Origin of the sequence: Crateriforma conspicua, from assembly GCF_007752935.1 — a bacterium.
Classification (GTDB): domain Bacteria; phylum Planctomycetota; class Planctomycetia; order Pirellulales; family Pirellulaceae; genus Crateriforma; species Crateriforma conspicua.
Genome location: NZ_CP036319.1, coordinates 1457947 through 1475252, shown reverse-complemented (window position 1 = coordinate 1475252; position 17306 = coordinate 1457947). Strand labels below are relative to the sequence as shown.

Here is a 17306-nt window from a genome sequence, read left to right as displayed (position 1 = left end):
AACTCTACTTACATGGCAGCCGTACTATGAGGAGCGATTGATCCCGGAGGACGCATTGGAGATAATTTTGAGTGCCGGGCGGTTGCTCGAAGTCCTCTCTGGAGAATCCCATGAAACAGTTTGTCGCACTCGCACGCGTAAGTAGTCGCGAGCAGGAACGTGAAGGATTTTCGCTCGAAATTCAGGAGGACGCACTGCGTGGCTTTGCCGAGTCTCAGGGCGGAACCATTTTTCGTCTGTTCCGTATCGCAGAAACAGCAAGCAAGGCAGATGAGCGAAAGACGTTTCGCGAGTTGCTCGCGTTCACAAAGAAACACGCTGTCGAACTCGATGGTCTGCTTGTTTACAAAGTCGACCGGGCGGCAAGGAACCTCTTTGACTTCGTCGAAATTGAACGCCTTGAATCAGAGTACGACGTCCCTTTCATCTGTATCTCTCAGCCAACGGACAACAATCCGGCGGGTCGCATGATGCGGCGAACGCTTGCCAACATGGCAAGCTTCTACACAGAGCAGCAATCAGTTGACGTTCGGGAAGGTCTTTCACGCCGAGTGCAAGAAGGCTGGTTTGTCGGTCTCGCTCCCTACGGCTACAGGAACGTCCGAAAGAACGGTCGCGGTGTCGTTGAGATTGATGCCGAGCAGGCCGACAACATTCGCCGCATTTTCCATCTCTACGCCTACGAGAACCACACCGTGGATGGTGTGGTAAAGAGAATCAACAGCGAATATCGCGTGTTCCGGAAGTCGCAACCAAAATTCCCCCGCTCTTCCGTCCATAACTTTCTGCGTGACAGAGCGTACATCGGAGAGATTGAGCACAAAGGGAACTGGTATCCAGGCAAACACAAACCGATTATTGACCGGTCAACATGGGATCGTGTTCAGGTCTTGATGGGCGATCAGAACTACCAGAGCCACACGCTTACTTACGGTGGCGAATTCATGCGCTGTGCCCACTGCGGAAAGCCCGTCACGGGCGAGTGCAAAACAAAGAAAACGAAATCAGGTCTCAAGCAATACGTCTACTATCGCTGCGCCCGTTACACCGCCAAAGGGCATCCCCGCCATCGCGTGCCGGAACGAGAACTGGACACACAGATGCTTGCCATCTTTGATCGAATGCGAATCGATGATGAATCGGTTCGAGACTGGTTTAGAACCGTTCTCGCTTCTCAGACACGCGACATGCAGGCCGAATCGATGTCGAAACGGTCAGAGCTTCAGCGTCAATCAACGCTGCTTGTGGAGCAACAGGACAGGCTCCTCAACATGCGGCTCAGTCACGAGATTGATGAGGATACGTTCGGTCGCAAGGCCACCGAACTCCGAGATCGACTCGCCTCAATCAAGCTCCAATTGGATGCGATTGACCGCTCGCACGATGAATCCGCCGAGCTTGCCTCAAAAGTGTTTGAACTTTCTCAAACTCTTCGCGACAAATGGCTTACGTCAGATTACGACATAAAACGTCGTATCCTCGAAATCGTCTGTTTGAACTGCACACTCGATGGCGCAACTCTTTGCCCCACAATAAGAAAGCCCTTCGACGTACTCGCCGAAGGGCTCATTTCTAAAAATAGTCGGGGCGACTAGATTCGAACTAGCGACCTCTACGTCCCGAATGCAGATCGCCTAGCTCAAAAACGCGGTTTTCCACGTGTTTCAGACACATTTCCCTTCCAGGATTTCCTTCCGATGCCTTTGATTCGTGCACGTTTCGTGCATTGAAACGTGCATAAATGAAGGGGCGTAAGCGGTTGTTTCCGACCGCTACACGCCGCACCGGTACGCTCATTCCGTAGCAGACACTTGGACAAACAATCGACAACCAAGACGTCCCGGACGCACTATGAACTGCAAATCTCGCCGACACGAAACAAAGCCCGCGTCGGCCACCGGAGCAGGACGAGCAGACAAGAGCCACCTCAACTGCTATAGGTACTCCGGGAGGCTGTCCGATGCGTTCAAATTTCGCCAGATCAGTTTGTTAATCGGTGCCTAGGCACTGTTTACTAAATCAGCTTAAGGGCTCGTCGCAGGGCGGCGAGTTGCACGAATGCAAGGTACGAGCAAGCAAGCTTATCGTATCGCGTTCCAACCCGTCGTGATTCTTTTAACCATCCAATCAAGCGTTCGACGATGTTGCGACGACGATAGGCTTCGCGATCAAATTCCTCTTCACGCGATTCGTTTGACTTTGATCCGATCACTGGCTCGATCCCTAACTCACGAAGTCGATCTCGAATCGCGTGGCTGCTGTATCCTTTGTCGCCAGCGATTGCGTCGGGGCGGGAATCATAGCGATGCAGGCTCAGTTCGCAGTGGTCGATTAGATTCTCCAGTTCGGTGGATTCATGACGTTGTCCACCGGTCGCAGTGATTCCCAGCAGCGTTCCTTGGCCGTCGCAGAGGATATGGATTTTGGTCAAGTAACCTCCGCGAGAACGTCCCAAAGCGACCAGTTCGTCGTTCTCCTCGCTTTGTGGAATCATTCCTGCGGCACACCGATGCGCACGGATGACGCTTCCATCGACACACCAGAAGGCTTGAATCAGTTCTCGTGACCGTCGTGGCGTTCGAATTCGATGATAAAAATTCAGCGATCAAATTTTTTCATCCCAGGCCGGAACTACCTTTTTGCCGCCCCATCAAATTTCGACAATACCTCCGAACTGAGTTCGGATTGAAACACCGGGGGCTTCCTTGCTGCGTGTGTTTAGGTCGTTGGATACCCAAACTCATCGCAAGTGAAGCCCCCTGCTGTCAATCGACGCTAAGTGCCGACATCACAAGACTTTGCCGTGGATTAAGTGCCATTCACGCGAGGACCTCATTTTACCCGCTCAGCCGAGTAGATGGTTTCGGACAGCTTTTTACTCTGCACTACAGAGCCACCCGAGAAACCTCTCGGTAGGCGAGGCTCCAGCTTCGTCGGGAATATTCGCCCCCAGCAACATCCAGAAAACACTCTACGCGGAAATCCCTCGGTGGTCCCATCTCAGCATCAGTCGAAATTGTCATGAGAGCACCTGTACAAATGACGTCATCTCCTACAAGATAATTGATGATTTGCCCGCGCACGCACTCGCAGCTTGTTTTGATCACTGCATTATCAGGCACGAACTCACCAGGGGCGAGGTCAATCTCAACGAGGATCAATCTGGCTTCACCTCGTACAAGTATCCCAACATCGACTACTGGAACCGAAGGATCTGGCAGTATTGATTCATCGCCCCCTCCAATATGCTCATTGCCCGGCGTAGAATAGCTACATCCCACACTCAGTGCGATGGCGGCAAGTAAAGAGAAGGAAAAGAGATTGACCGGGCACATAATCGCTCTGAGATCCATAGAAATACGGTCCACAGAAATTTTGTATTTATCGAAACTTCCAACGTCTCATCGCCCCCATCGCCTGATCGATCGCGCCTACTACTAGAACCGGCTTGATCCAAAACACCGCAGCTGAGTAACGCTCACAATAGCTTATAATAATGTAGGGAGCTAAGACGCAGGGGTAGACTACAACACAATTCCGCAATGTCTTGCCTAGGGTTGCCCACCGGAAAATCAGGAACAACCAGGCCATGAATGGCAGTGGAAAAACAATGTCCAAAACTAGTGAAATTGCTGCAGAACCTGGGAAAGGTTCGATCACAGGCATTCTCAAAACCAAAACAGCTAAGAACCGATTAACTACTTTGATTAACGGATCGAATGGTCGTTCTATCGCGTGCTCAATTGCCAGATTTCGATGCAACTGGACAAATGTCGTCTCGCCAAGGGCTTTGTGCTGCATCCTTGACCTCGGGTTGACCCAAGGGTGAAGCCGACCCGATTGAAGGTCTAGAACCCCATCTTCATCAACACAAAGTGACTGCCAGACCTCATAGGCACCGTTCGATTTAACACACACCAGACTCCCAAGCAGCATGTAATTCCTGAATGTCCAGGGAATCAGGAAAACAGAAACACAAAGCATAGCAACGCCGGTGCGTAGCATACCCTCGGTTGTCAACTTCTGAGGTGAAACCAAGCTATGCATCTTCTTGGCGTCAGCGAAACGTAGAGCAAGCGAGATACACCAGACAGCCAGTGTAACAGGGCCAGCACAAGCAGCTAGAATGCCGCCCACCCCCCAGGCAAGACCGTCAAGCAATGGCTTTTCAGGCCTACGCCTTTCTAAGAGCAGGAAGCATACGAATACCGCGGAACCAGTCACCCACGCGTCGTGCGTTTCCTGGAAGAGCCTGTTAAAATACTCCAGTAATGTCAACAAAAGAAACGTGGCAGAAGCTACCGGGCGACCTACACGCGCGGCGTAATGACATACCCATACACTCGCTGCCAGAACGAACGTGGTCTGAAAAAGCAGCATTATGTACGACAACGCCGACCGACTTTCTCCAAAAACTAGCATTAAGACCGCGATGAGTGATGGCAGTGCCGGAGCTACCCAGGCAGTTGCACCCGCGTGATCGCAAAATGGATCGCTGAAGCCACGGCCTTGATGCAATGCCCTTCCAACGCAGTAATGCTCAGCCCCAAGATGCTGGATACGATCCTTTGCAAGATACCCTTTTGGAAGCAGTTCCGCTCGATGCAACTGCGCCACTGTCGTAAGGCAAACAACGACCACCACCGCCCACCCCCAAGCCGACCACGCAGAATCGACTACATCGCTTTCTCCGTATCCATTGAACATTTTTGTTCTCTAAGGTCACAAGCAGAGCGGCTGTAATTTAAGCAGCCCCAGCCCCTCGCCGCCAAATAAAGAATGCCAAAATCGCAAGTCCCGCAATCACTATCGCTGTGAGGCTAGTAGTCGGTGAGATCTGACTATATGGCTGACGACTCCCCACCTGCCCGACGAGAAAAGGCTCATCGCCGCGCGCGTCAAAAACAAGCGTGCCTCCTGGCACATCAAACTTTTTGTAGGAAAATCGATCGGAAGCAATTGGAGCATTGACGCTGTTCCAAGTCAAAGAGCCGCCAAAGGTGTGCTCAATGAGTCTTGCGGACTCCGGATCGAGCTTCCCGTCAGCAGTCTTGTCAAACTTTTGTTCGAGAGCCATCGCATTTATCGACGTCGGAACCCAAACTCCGTCAATCTCCTGCCAGCCGACATCAACTTTCCTTTCAACATCTCGCACCAATTTTCGCACTAAAAAATCATCAGCACTTCCGCTTAGAGGAGGGTTTTCTCGAAAGTATTGACTCGCTGGCACAAGCTGACCACCTGTGCCAGTTGCAAAGTGACTGCTAACCTCCATTCGATTGAGAACAAAGCCAGATTCAACGTCAACCAGGAAATCTGTCACGCCAATCAGGTTCCCCGCCTTCGTAGTATCACCGTAGACCTTTCGAATTCGCGCAATCCCCCCCTCGTAAATCGCTACACTAAATCCGTCGGCAAATCGTGCCGAGACATCCTCCATCAGATCAGACAAATCATAGAGTGCGTGCATTGAATCATAGCCGACAAGGCCGACTGCACGAGGATCAAAGAAGGGAAAGTCGTCGCCACCAATCCCGCTATAACTAGTTTCATTAGGCGCCGTAATGAAGATATGGGGCATCGGCGCTGTGCTATTGTAATGAAATGTCTCTGCTTTGGTTCGACATTTCAACATCCGTACGTCCTTGAGGACGAAGCCGCTTTCCGTCGAATCCTCTATAACTCCTTCATGAAGGAGAAGAGTTGCGTCTCTCGGGAGGTCAAATATCACCCGTTCTTCAAAATCCACCAGCTCTAACTCCCCGCTGAAGAGCTCGATCGTTTTTGATCCGCTCAGCAAGAAATCCCCCGACTTGATCTTCCCTCTCTCGAAGGCCATGCCAGCCACTATCTCATCCAAAGTGAAGTCCGCATTCGCCTCAATCGCAATAAACGAGCACGCCAAGCCAATCCAGCGAGTCAAACAAGGAAACTTTTGTAGCATTTGAAATGGTGATTAACAAGAAGTGCGCGAGGTGTCCAACCGAATTTTCATCAAACAGCAATCCTTCGCGTATTCTGTTTCAAATACAATACTGACGCCGGTGCCGGAGACACCAGCGTCAGTAGAGCCTGCTGGAATCCACTGTACCTAACTTGGATCACACCAGCAGATATCACCGTCGGGCGTCTCCGTCTGCCCTTGGCTGCTGTCGATGTCCGGGCCCTTCTTACCGCATGCTCCACCACTGCCACCTCGGCCAGGCGGAATATTGTTCGGGCAACCGCAAGCCCTAATGTCATAGCAGTCTGCAGTAATTGACAAGGTTGTTTCGTATCCCGGAATGATTCCCAAGCACTGGCCAACCGCATTCGGAATATCCCTATTTTTCACGTGTTCACTATTTGGAGGGCACTCCCACTCGCCAAACAGCTGCGACCCTCCGGTACCGTTCCAGACGCACGCACCCCCACAGGAGTTTTCAGCTAGTTCAAGACAGGTTGTCGTTGTTGGATACCAGCAATCATCTTGCTCAACACCTCCAACAATTTCTCGCTGCTCTTCGCCAGTTAGAAAAACACTGCTTGCGCACACGCACGCGGCTACTGCAAATACAATTGCCGCAACACCGCTACCTGACCTTCGCACAAAACTAGTCATCTCAAAACCCTTCTAACAATTGAAATCGCTGCCAACAGTAGCGAGCAGCAGAAACAGAAAACAAACCCCCACGACTGCAGAGCGAGCCTGCATAGCATCGACAATCCAGAACCGCTATCGGTAGTTATGATCACGTTTCCAGAAGAAACGCTTCGCAGTTGTGCTAGGCCCATGTGCTGCATCTTTCCGGGAGACATCTCAACAAGGTATCCACTATACGCAGATGAAACACACATCGCAAAGTGTGGATGTGGACGTTCTTCACCTGCAATATGAATTATAAACGGATCATACTGATCCAAGATGTCTTGAGGGGGGTCTCGCACACAGATCGCGCATATCCCTGAAGCCCTGAGGACCCGCCGGAGATCAGCAAAGGAGCTGTAAATTGAGTCGTCTCGCAGGAAGATCCTCGACTCTAAATCGTCATATTCAAAAGCGACTTCGTAGTATTGCATCACGCTCGCCACTGCATGAACACCACATCGCTGACGATTCTCCCGAGAACCGGAAACTTGAGGGACGACCAGGCTCGCAAATGCCACCAAAAACCGAATCATTGCTTTCCTGCCACTATTACTAACGGTATGTCCGCTGAGACCCCGTGCGACGGAATGTCCAATACAAGCTCGCCGCGAAACGGAGCCCCCAAACTGGTGAGCCGATACCACATTTGGAATTCACCGCTATCCAGTTGGTCAACCCCACATTCCAGCTGGTCCGGAATAGGGTTCCGCAAAATAAAGTCCGTCGATGACCTGGGTGGGTCCAGCATCTGGAAGGTAACCGTAAGCTTCCCTTCAATCGGTCCATCCGGACCGCAGAAAACGCGATCAGGAAAGAGCCTGACTGGTGGAAATACAGAAAGCTGCAACGAGACTTTTCCAGAGTGCCCCCCGGGTGATATAAACTCAAGTGATCTCTGAGTTGTTCCGGGCGAGGATATCATGGAATCCAAAGGGGCAACTCGAACTTCCCAGGACTCGAGAGCGTTAGTACCTGGAGCCACTCGCTCAACGTCGACCGAGAACGAGTCTTTTACGTGCTCTCGGAAGCCAAGCTTGTTCCAGGCTTTGCCGGACCGATTTTCTACCCTGAGACTTGCAGGGGTTGCCAACTGACCGTGATAAAGTTGCCACTGAATCCCAGTGCGGTCCACGAAGAGTTCACTGCGGATCTTCGCTACCGCACGAAGCTGAAGCAAGAATGTGCCTCCGCGGCTATCGGCAAAGATGCAATCAATTGGAAAATCGATGTCTTGAGGTACTGACGCCGCATCGAGATCGATGTCAATCTCAATTGTCCCGCCGGGATCTACTGTCCGTTCCGCGATTCGCGGCTTAAGGCACTTGCAACCTACAATAAAGCGTTCGAAAACGATTTTATTCGGCCTAGGATTCCCATGCGTCACCCTTTCGGAGTGCCTAGTCCCGGGCGCAATCACGCCATAATCGCAAACGACCTCGCTCTCTCGCGATGACCGTATCTCCTTTGGGCTGTCGCAGCCAGCAAGTGTTGTGAGTACGCAGAAACAGATCGTCAGAAAAAACACCACAAGCCCAGCCCCTCCAGCCCAGAGAAGCAACTTCCTTTGCATGTCGAACTTGTCAAACAGCTTGTACATCTTGCCCCACGCACGCGTTCCAAATAAAGAGTTTGTTAATGCGGCTGCCACGCAAGTGGCCACCTAGCGACCGACGTCAGCGTAAGGGGCGAAGCGGACGGAATGCAACAAAATTTCCAGATTTTTTGGATTGTTTCCGCCCCAAGCTCTGTGTCCTCGATTCCCATTGATGTCAGTTGCAAAGTTTTGCCGAAACAATCGCAGTTCGCTGGAACCACAACAGCATCGCTGTTACCGTCGCACACGAAGCTTGTCAATTCATCCTGAAAGCCCACACCGAATCGTAGGCAGTTGCGGCTCACGTGGGCAAAACCCAATTCGACTAAACTAAAATTCTGGCCAACCCTACGCTCTTCGATCTGCTAGGATTGCGGCGGTTGACGGAATGCCGTCAATTTTGCAACCGGTTAAGTGCCCGTAGAGGTTTTCCGAAACTTGTTTGGAGCAAACCATATGTTGAAGCAGAGTGGTAGCGGTCTTGCTGTTAGCCGGAGGACCAACCTTGCATCCTTTGGAAGATCGGCAATAACAAGTATCGAATTGCTTGTTGTCTTTGGCATCATCGCTTTGCTTCTCGCGATACTCCTTCCCGCTGTCCAATCTGCTAGAGACGCGAGCAGGCGTTTGGACTGCACCAATCGGCTTCGTCAGCTTGCACTTGCGGTGAGCAGCTTCCAAAGCTCGCATACAGTATTTCCTTCAAACGGTGGGGCTCACGAATCAAGCCGTATCTTGTCCCGCGACGGTAATTTGGTGAGACCTTCGACGACGGAAAAGCGAACTGGAACGGTTCGATACTGGGGCGTTTACTCCGACCGGCTCTCACCTGGCAAACAAACCGGGCCGTGGTCCGTTGCAATTTTTCCACAGCTTGGAATGCCAGTCCAACAGATGACCGACTATGCTTCCGAAATCTCCTATTTTCGGTGTCCCGCACGCGGTGCACGCCGGGCAGAGACACCAGTTGAAGATGACTACGGCGTATATGAATCTGGAGGTCACGCAATGGCCAAGACCGACTTTGCTGCAAATCACTTATCGATTTTCGACCGCCCCAGAGAGTCTAGGCCAGCTACAATCTCCGCGGGCCTCGCCAATACAATTCTGCTGGGCGAGAAAGCCTATGACATGGGGAAGCAGACCCCTACGAGCTGGCACTGGGACGAGCCAATATACGTGGGTGGAAGCAAAGGCACAGCTCGCTCTGGCTCGAAGATAACACAAGACGGCTACAGGATTAGCTATCAGGACAACTGGGGATCGCCACATGTTTCAGTAGCCAATTTTGTATTCTTCGACGGCCATGCAGACCAGATATCCCGATCAATCGACAGGGGCATTTTTTATGAACTCCTAACCCCTTCAGACAGCTCCGTCCCTAAAGTTGGCTTGGCAACTGACTAGTGCTCTTTCCAAAGACCAAGTTTCACTTGGCGGGCAACCGCTTTTAGACCCTCGTCTCACAAGCAATTTGGACAAGTAGCAGATCACGGCTTCAAGTCACGTATTGGCAGTATTGATTGGGGCAAAAACATGAGCGTCAAATCAGATCAGTTTGAAGGGCCAGCCGTTAGCGTCATCGTGCCGGTTTTCAACGAGGAGCAAACGGTAATATTGCTGCTCGATCGCCTTGAGCGTTGCTTGCGAGACTTGCAAGGTGGCGCGGAGATCATCGTCGTTGATGACGGCTCGGACGATTCGACTGGGGCCTCTATTCGTGACTGGCTCAGTTTTGACCGTTCGCTATCGATAAAGTCTTTCAGACTGGATCGAAATCGGGGGAAGGCTTCCGCCGTAAACGTCGGATTCCGACACGCATCGGGTGAGTGGATACTAATCCAGGATGCAGACCTGGAATATGACCCGCGCGATATCAAGCATCTCATGGGCCGAGCAAGCTCAAACACATCCGCTGTATACGGCTTGAGACCTAGTTGTGCTGAACTGCCAAACCGATGGGTCCCTGCGTTAGGGGTTCTCGCCGTAGATGTCGCAATCTTTCTTCTGTATGGAAGGTTTGTACGGGACCACGCAACTTGCTATAAGCTCGTACGATCGAGTGTATTCAGAACGCTTGAACTCAGCGATGCGGGATTCGAGGGTTGCGTTGAGATGACTTGCAAACTAATTCGAATGAATATACGGATACACCAGGTTCGAATTTGCTACGTTCCGCGATCCAAGTCTGACGGCAAGAAGCTGCGGTGGTCTCATGGCTTCGCAGCATTGCTAGAGACCGTTCGTTGGATTGGCTGGAAACCAAAGGTATTCCCTTCGGCTAAAGGTCGACCAGAAACGCCCTGACCAGATTGGCAACGCATTTACGCCACTTTGCAGCCTTTAGATTAAGAACCTAAGCATGTCGCTGAAGGTGATGGACGTCTTGCCGATCCAGAACTTCTGGCGGCGATGAGAACTGCCGTCGGGCATGGTGTCATAGAAAACAACGACAACTGTGTATAGCAGGAATAACGCTGGAGCCATCCGCAAGACCGTGCGTTGATGCCAACCGCGTGTTGTCTCCAAGCCCAAATGCTCTCGCATTTCCTGAAAAGTCGTTTCGATGTTCCAACGCCCGCCGTACATCTCGATGATCTCAGTCACACTCATTTGGACATCGGTACTGAACAGATATTCGTCGCGATGAGTCCCATCCAGATGACGAACCATTACCCTGCGGATCTCGACCAAGCCTTTGCCGCTTTTGAACCAATGACCGGTTTCGGTAAAGACCTCCACATTCCGCCAGTCCCCACCGTACCAACTGACATGTAGCCTCTGGCCGCGGCCTCGGCTTTGGACAACTTCGTAAGGCTGCGGGAGTGCCTCGCCTTTGACGCGTGGGCGTCCATTGGTCCCGGGCTTTCTTCAAGTTGGCTTCCGGTACAAGTTTGCATCTGAAATGAATCTGCTAACCAAGGAAATCTGGCGACGATGTCGATAAGCAAAGCGACACATCTGATGCGTCCCGTAGGCGTTATCCCCAGCAAAAACGAACCTTCGGTGTGGGAACCAGCGCATCATCAACGCCAGAAGCCCGCACATCAACCCGGCCGGAGTCTAGTGTCGTCGGCCCTCGGCAGCGTTGGCCCTTTGGTCTCGATAAAGAGCCACCAGCAGCGGCAACGCCATCGGTCTGCCAACCCCCGGCAATCGGATGAGGATTGCTAGAACGACCCATTTGTGTCCGTAGCGATAGACAGGGTGCGAGTGTGTGCTGCGCACTGCATCGCGGTGCCTTGCTTTGCCGTAGACCTTCTCGCCGCGATGACCGTCGACGGTTTCGTCGCCGACGATTCGAATGACGCCTTCGGGGCAAAAGCGGTCGATGACAAAGCCAGCGATGATTTTGGCGAAACGGTTGGCACACCACCGTCGATGGGAAAAGACTCGATGATAGGTCGAAGGGTTCAGTGGTTCGATGAGCGAGAGTAAGCGCAGGACTGCCGAGACGGTTCGATCACCGGTAACCAGAATAGCGGCGGTGAAGTAGTAGATCAGATGTCGTCAGGTCTCGCGATGCTCCGTTGCTGATGACAGAAGCTCGAGTAATGATTTAAAATCACGCGGGACGCGAATCATAGCGGCTTCCTTGCCAAGACTTGTATCTGTGAGAAGTCACAAGTCTGACGTGGGGAAGCCGCTTCTCAAACACCAATCAGGATGGAAAAAGTCGAGCTCAGTGTCTGCTCCAGCTTAGAGGCGTCCAGAGTCCGGATTGCTCGCTTCCCGCTGAAACAAATCATCAGGTGATGCGGAGAGTCCTAGCTGCGTAGCTTGCTTGCGTGCTCCGGCGGCCGACGCCGATGCCCGCTTTGTCAACGGACAAGGGAGATCACTCCGAGGCTTGCTAGTGCTAGTCCGCCGATCGCTTGGCATTCCGCTTCAACGTTGGCCAGCAGCCGGGCTCGCAAACGCGTTCCTGCAACGAGTGCAGCGATCGTGGAAATGCCCACGGCCAAAAACAGCAAAGCGGAGTCCAATCCCAAACCAGATCTCGACAATCCTACGACGAAAGCGTCCAAGCCCGCGCCAAAGCCGAACAGCCAGATTGTTGCCCATGACTCGAGACGACGGTGGCGTGGCCGATGTGAGCGGTCGGCTTCTGTCGCGGCCTTCAAGCCGATACCGATAAGTACGGCTGATGCGAGAACCGCCGTTGTTGACTGAAGCGCAGGCGGGAACATGGTATCGACGGCAACGCCCGTCGTAAGTAGCGCAAGTGTGCAGCCGGTGATGACCAGGCATACAGACGAGAATCTGATTCGATCATTGATACCAATTCTGATCGCCAGTGCCCAGATGAACACATCGGCGGACATACCTGCCGCAGTCATGATTTCCAATGCAGCAGTCACAATCAATCCTTCCGTTCAGAAGTGACGTTTGCGCAAACCACCTGTCGGCAGCTTCGGTAGTTGTTTCCGGTTTTGCTCTAGAAACATGTTGAGGTCGGACTCGCTGACACGTTTGCAAGAACCGATCTGGTAGCAGGGCAGATCGCCTCGGCTGATGAGCGCGTAGGCTTTGCTGAGGCTGATCCTCAACCTCGCCGCCACTTCCTTTGGTGTCAATAACATGTGTCTCATCTCCCTGCTTGATCAATATCTCTTCCAATCGCCCGTTGCTGTCGCGACGCATCAACATCAAGGGCACTGGTCAACGCTGCTGCGGTCGAAAGCACGATGCACACACGTTCCGCAACCTGCTCGTCGATCTCGCAGATCGGGATCGCTCGCACGGGATGGACGCGACCTGCTTGGTTCGCCGTCGCGCGAGTCTCCGTCGACAAGATCAGACGAAGAATCCGAGCCGTGTCGAGATGCATCCGATCGAACGGTTCTCGATTTGCTGCCTCTTGCCGTCGTTCGATTGCCCCCGGGTCGGATGCAATCGAAAACTGGCTTGTCACTGGCAGTCCCTTCCAACGACGCCAGATGACGAACCCAGATGGGAACAAGTCCGACTTGATCCCAACTCCTTTTCTGCTGAACCAAAAAGTCCCGCGGCTGGGAAAGAAGCGACGAGCAAGAAACCCCTGAAGTGAACGACGAACAAACAACACAAGCAGGCGTCCGAAGATCGCAAGGAATAGGCCTGTGACGACAATGCGAGCCAGCAATTCGTAGCCAACGGTTTTGTTCCAAACCGCGATCGTCGCAACCAGTAAGACCAGCATCGCGATTAGCTTGGACCACATGAATGCCCATTCGTGACTTCTCCAGTTTGCATGACGGATAGACACTTTGGCGAGCCTTCGCTCAGGGTCCCATTGGAGTACGGGGAAGCTCGGCAATCCCGGAGACACGTAAGCAATCATCGCGATTCCTCATCGAACTTGCCGCGAAACAGTTCGTGTTGGTCGTAACAGACACGCTGACAAATCATCGGCCGCATGCCGGGACGCAGGATAAGTTGTCGCTGCAAATGGTCGTCGCGGCCGAAGAATCGGCAGACCTCCTCAGCGTCCATCAGCGGATGCGTGCCGAGCGACCAGTTTTCACCCGTCGCGGCCTGCTGCGACGCCTGGTCGAAAGACGGCGAGTTCGTCGATCGGGTCAGGGTCGGTGCCAGACCGAGTTTCTTAACCAAGTACTCAGCCGACGCGGAGTCGGCGATGCCGAACGCCTGAAGCACTCCCGCATTGGCAATGAAAGTCTCCCAGCTTTTCGGATACTTTGACTGCAACTGCTGAAGATCTTGAATGATGGCCCACAGATTCAGTCCCAGGCCGGCGATCTGTCCGGCTGCAACCTCGATTGAGCTCAAACTGCCCAGCACATTGAACTCGTCCAGGATCGCAAGTGTGTTCGGTCCATGTTGGTCGGGTTCATCTTCGTGTGCCGCCAAAGTCATCTGAACGACCAGTCTCAGCCATCCGCTCAATTCCGACATTCGCATGGCGGGCAGGCACACGTAGAGTGCCATCGAATCTCGCTTCAAATCGCGAAGATCGATGGAATCCCCTGCAAGGCAGTCTGCCATGCATTCGATCCCGATCCAGTCGGTGTGCTTTCGCAGATTAGACAACACGGACGAAAACTCGCCGCCCGTTCGGTCGTAGAAGCCGCGGGCGGCGTTTCGTATCATCCCGCCGGCCGCATCGGATGCGAGCATCTGTTTTTCCAGCCAGTACCGATGCGGGTCGTTGGGATCGGGCGCGGCGAGCTCGGAGATCAGGTGCCAAACCGTGACGAGGTTGCGGTTACCTGCATACCGTTCGTGCGTCGCGACTAAGGCGCAGATGCCAGCAAGCACCTGTTTCGCGGTCTCATCCCAGTGTCGATCTTTGAAATCGCCCGATACGATTAGTGAATCCGCGATCAGCTTCGCATTTGGAACAAAACTTCGCCGATCGGATCGAGTAAGCAAATCCAACGCGTTGTACACGCAGCGAAACGGTTCCGTACGACATCCCGACACTCCGAAGGGATCAAGCACGCCAGTTTTCTGACCTATCCCATCGGCTCGCCAACGGGCTGAAATGCTTGCGTTTTGTCCTTTCGGATCGATGACCAGCATCGAGGCATCACGCGGTGCCAGAATGATGTTGGGCACGATAATTTGTCGCCCCTTCCCCGCTCGACTCCCCGCCATCGTGATGAGGTGCCTGTCATCACCGATACCAATGGGTGCGCCGCCCACAACATATCGGGTTGTACGCCCGTCACGCAGGCGAGGCCCCGGAACACACTCGCCACCGATCACACCGAGAAATCGCTTCGCTTCCGGATTGCCGTCGGCGTTGAAACGGAGTGACTCCGTGGCGACTACGTTCTCGGGCAACTCAAAATGGGAATGAGGCGGGACACCAACAAACGATTCATGCCGCCCGCGTGGAAGGTCTTCGTGCAAGTGAAGGCGTTTTCGTTCCCGCCCCCGCTTCGTTTCCTTGTTCGGTCGTTTCATCAATCGAACCGCGGAAGTTGAGGTCGACGCGTCAGTTCGTTTTGGATCACGTACTGGGATTCCAAAAACCCTGCTCGGTCGAGAATGTCCTTCCAACGCGGTACCTCATCCGACGCGACGAAGTACAAAGCCAAAGCCCCTCCCCTATTCCGGTAGTCATTCATCGACTCGACCATCTCCTGGCCGATGCGGTTTCGTTTCTCTTGATCGGATTCCGAATCCCTCAAATCGCTCATGACGACGGTCATCAGTCGCGTTCGTTCGGTGACACCGTCCATGCTGGAAAGGTAGTCGAGCGTCTCGGACACCGACGCGTACACGCGGGAACGGCTCGGGTCCGATTTCTTCTTCAAGAACTGATTCAGTTCTTCGGGCGATCGAAACTGCCTTGTCAGATCGACGGGCGCGCCTTCGAATACAACAACTCGATCGTTGCCGCTAAGTTGTGAAATGACCAAGCGATTGTTTGTTCCCATCGCCTCAGTGAAATAGCTTTCGGAGAGTTCGATGAACAGTTCGTACGCTCGTTCCTCCCAAGCATCCGCGAACGAACCCGACATATCGATCAGGATCGCCATGCATCCGTCAAGTTCCTGTCGCTCGAACGCCGGCCGCTCCGATGTGCGAACAGCTTTCACGCACCCGACCATTGCTACAGCAGCAGTCACGACGATGAAACATATAGATTGCTTCTGCATCGTGTTCCCTCCTAAACCAAACTTGAAGTTTTGAAGTCGGCGTGCCACCAGCCCAGAACTGCAAGTCCACACGAGTACAAGGTGGTGGCAGCGGGCGCAACGTACGCGGGTGTTTCTGTCCAACCACTTGCTGACTGGGCGGACAGTCCGACGTAGAAGATCAACGCATCGCCACAGATGATGACCGTCGCGATTCCCGCCAACAGAAAGAACACGATCGGGTGAGTGTGTCGCGTGTCCGCGATCGTCCCGAAACCTTGGAGTTCGATGAACACCTTCATCCACAGCCAAGTTACGACAGCAAAGAGCAACAACGACATGACGATTGCCAAGTCGAGTCGATCCCAGCCGTCATAGTCCCTCGCAATCCCGAGACCAGGCACAGGCAACTTGTAAATACGAAGCTGGAATATCGGCATCAGTCGCCGTAGGCCCTCAGCGATGACTGATGCGTAGATCAGCCCGACGATAGGCATGATGATCAGGTTGGCGAAGATAAACACGCAGCATTCGCGAAGCGTTTTGCGGCGTTTGAGTGGCAGGGTGCGTGGCGGAACCGTCGTGGTGTCTTCCGGCACGTCCGGAAAGACCGGATCGAACGTTCCCAGTTGTTCAAACACAGGATTACGCTCCCCTGCCGTAGTGCTTGGCAATCCGTGCGTCGACCAGCGCGGATCGTTCTAGCGATTCAATGGCCTCGCGAAGGTCACGGATGATCGCCTGTCGGTCCTCGCGGCTGTTGGGCTTCAAGGCGATCGAAATCACGCGACCCGTGAATTGCCAAGCCGATCTCGCGGCGTTGCGGACTCGAGGCGTCGAGCCGCTTTTTTTTCCGCCTGACAGATCATCCTCGGGCGTTAACTTCGGCGACTTTTTCGTGTGCTTTGCTATCAATCGCTTTGCTGCAGCGATATCAACGGTCTCGCCCTGCTCGGTAATCTTGATGGCTTCGTCGACTGCCTGTTCCGGGCAGGAGTCACGCGACAACATCACCAGTGCGGAGGCGATGAAATGCTGAGCGTGCTTTGGCTCGTTGATCAACTTCTTGCCGAAGCGTCGCCAAACTGCGCGGAACTCATACGCCCTGGATTTTTTGATACCGAGGCGTTCAAGCATCGACGCGTAGATTTCGGGCGACTTTTTCTCGTCGGATGGCGCCGCGAACAATTCCAGCAAGCCGCCCACCAGCAAGACACGCTGCACGCCCAGGCTTTGAAGAGCCGTGTAGACGTACTCGCCGATGATCGGCAGTTGCGGTGTTGTGACGGACGCCGCAAAATTATCACGATCAAAATCGCTTAAATTTGCTGCTGCCTGCAGCACATCGTCGTGCGACATTCCTTGACGCATCATTTCATATGGGTTGGGCATGGGGCACCTGTTGAGGTTTGAGTGGATTGGTTGGCACGCGCGATCAGCACTGCCAGGTCCGATGCTCGGGAATACGCAGCCCGCGAGGGCAAACAAGCCACCA

Annotated in this window: 15 protein-coding genes; 3 read left to right on the top strand and 12 right to left on the bottom strand. The window is 53.4% G+C overall.

Features of this window, described 5'->3' with window-relative positions; all coding sequences use genetic code 11:
* Window positions 1–110: 110 nt before the first annotated feature.
* Window positions 111–1595, top strand: coding sequence for a recombinase family protein (locus tag Mal65_RS05405; protein WP_145294538.1), 1485 nt, complete (start codon window positions 111–113; stop codon window positions 1593–1595).
* A 419-nt stretch (window positions 1596–2014) separates the two neighbouring features.
* Here Mal65_RS05405 and Mal65_RS05400 read toward each other — a convergent pair whose 3' ends face one another.
* From Mal65_RS05400 to Mal65_RS05385, 4 genes are all read right to left on the bottom strand, one after another.
* On the bottom strand, window positions 2015–2554 hold the full coding sequence (locus Mal65_RS05400) for an IS5 family transposase (RefSeq protein WP_261343541.1): 540 nt from the start codon (window positions 2552–2554) through the stop codon (window positions 2015–2017).
* Window positions 2555–2885: 331 nt separating this feature from the next.
* Entirely contained in the window at window positions 2886–3368 is a 483-nt protein-coding gene (locus Mal65_RS05395) for a hypothetical protein (protein WP_145294531.1), read from the bottom strand.
* 13 nt (window positions 3369–3381) lie between these two features.
* Window positions 3382–4707, bottom strand: a complete 1326-nt coding sequence (locus Mal65_RS05390; RefSeq protein WP_145294528.1) for a hypothetical protein — start codon at window positions 4705–4707, stop codon at window positions 3382–3384.
* A 37-nt stretch (window positions 4708–4744) separates the two neighbouring features.
* Complete coding sequence (locus Mal65_RS05385; protein WP_145294525.1) at window positions 4745–5944, bottom strand: hypothetical protein; 1200 nt, start codon at window positions 5942–5944, stop codon at window positions 4745–4747.
* A 2734-nt stretch (window positions 5945–8678) separates the two neighbouring features.
* Here Mal65_RS05385 and Mal65_RS05370 point away from each other — a divergent pair.
* Both Mal65_RS05370 and Mal65_RS27450 read left to right on the top strand, forming a co-directional pair.
* Complete coding sequence (locus tag Mal65_RS05370; RefSeq protein WP_145294517.1) at window positions 8679–9629, top strand: DUF1559 family PulG-like putative transporter; 951 nt, start codon at window positions 8679–8681, stop codon at window positions 9627–9629.
* A 129-nt stretch (window positions 9630–9758) separates the two neighbouring features.
* The gene (locus Mal65_RS27450) at window positions 9759–10529 is read left to right on the top strand and encodes a glycosyltransferase family 2 protein (protein ID WP_145294513.1); all 771 of its coding nucleotides are present in this window, start codon (window positions 9759–9761) and stop codon (window positions 10527–10529) included.
* A 36-nt stretch (window positions 10530–10565) separates the two neighbouring features.
* Here Mal65_RS27450 and Mal65_RS05360 read toward each other — a convergent pair whose 3' ends face one another.
* The 8 genes from Mal65_RS05360 to Mal65_RS05325 all read right to left on the bottom strand — a co-directional run bounded on the left by Mal65_RS05360 (window position 10566) and on the right by Mal65_RS05325 (window position 17185).
* Complete coding sequence (locus Mal65_RS05360) at window positions 10566–10964, bottom strand: transposase (RefSeq protein ID WP_145294511.1); 399 nt, start codon at window positions 10962–10964, stop codon at window positions 10566–10568.
* A gap of 321 nt (window positions 10965–11285) precedes the next feature.
* Window positions 11286–11723 carry a transposase gene (locus tag Mal65_RS27445; RefSeq protein WP_390621964.1) on the bottom strand — a complete coding sequence of 146 codons (438 nt, stop codon included), beginning with the start codon at window positions 11721–11723 and terminating at the stop codon, window positions 11286–11288.
* 320 nt (window positions 11724–12043) lie between these two features.
* Window positions 12044–12583 (bottom strand): manganese efflux pump, encoded by a 540-nt coding sequence (locus tag Mal65_RS05350; RefSeq protein WP_145294508.1) that lies wholly within the window; start codon window positions 12581–12583, stop codon window positions 12044–12046.
* A gap of 15 nt (window positions 12584–12598) precedes the next feature.
* Complete coding sequence (locus tag Mal65_RS05345) at window positions 12599–12805, bottom strand: helix-turn-helix domain-containing protein (RefSeq protein WP_145294505.1); 207 nt, start codon at window positions 12803–12805, stop codon at window positions 12599–12601.
* Between the two features lie 736 nt (window positions 12806–13541).
* Window positions 13542–15134 (bottom strand): type IV secretory system conjugative DNA transfer family protein, encoded by a 1593-nt coding sequence (locus Mal65_RS05340; RefSeq protein WP_145294502.1) that lies wholly within the window; start codon window positions 15132–15134, stop codon window positions 13542–13544.
* Window positions 15134–15880: a hypothetical protein gene (locus tag Mal65_RS05335; RefSeq protein ID WP_145294499.1), complete on the bottom strand. Its 747-nt coding sequence runs from the start codon at window positions 15878–15880 to the stop codon at window positions 15134–15136. The genes Mal65_RS05340 and Mal65_RS05335 overlap by 1 nt, the downstream gene beginning before the upstream one ends.
* Window positions 15844–16452 carry a hypothetical protein gene (locus tag Mal65_RS05330; protein ID WP_145294496.1) on the bottom strand — a complete coding sequence of 203 codons (609 nt, stop codon included), beginning with the start codon at window positions 16450–16452 and terminating at the stop codon, window positions 15844–15846. Before Mal65_RS05330 ends, Mal65_RS05335 begins: the two co-directional genes overlap by 37 nt.
* 4 nt (window positions 16453–16456) lie before the next feature.
* Window positions 16457–17185, bottom strand: coding sequence for a hypothetical protein (locus Mal65_RS05325; RefSeq protein ID WP_165701083.1), 729 nt, complete (start codon window positions 17183–17185; stop codon window positions 16457–16459).
* Between the last annotated feature and the right edge of the window lie 121 nt (window positions 17186–17306).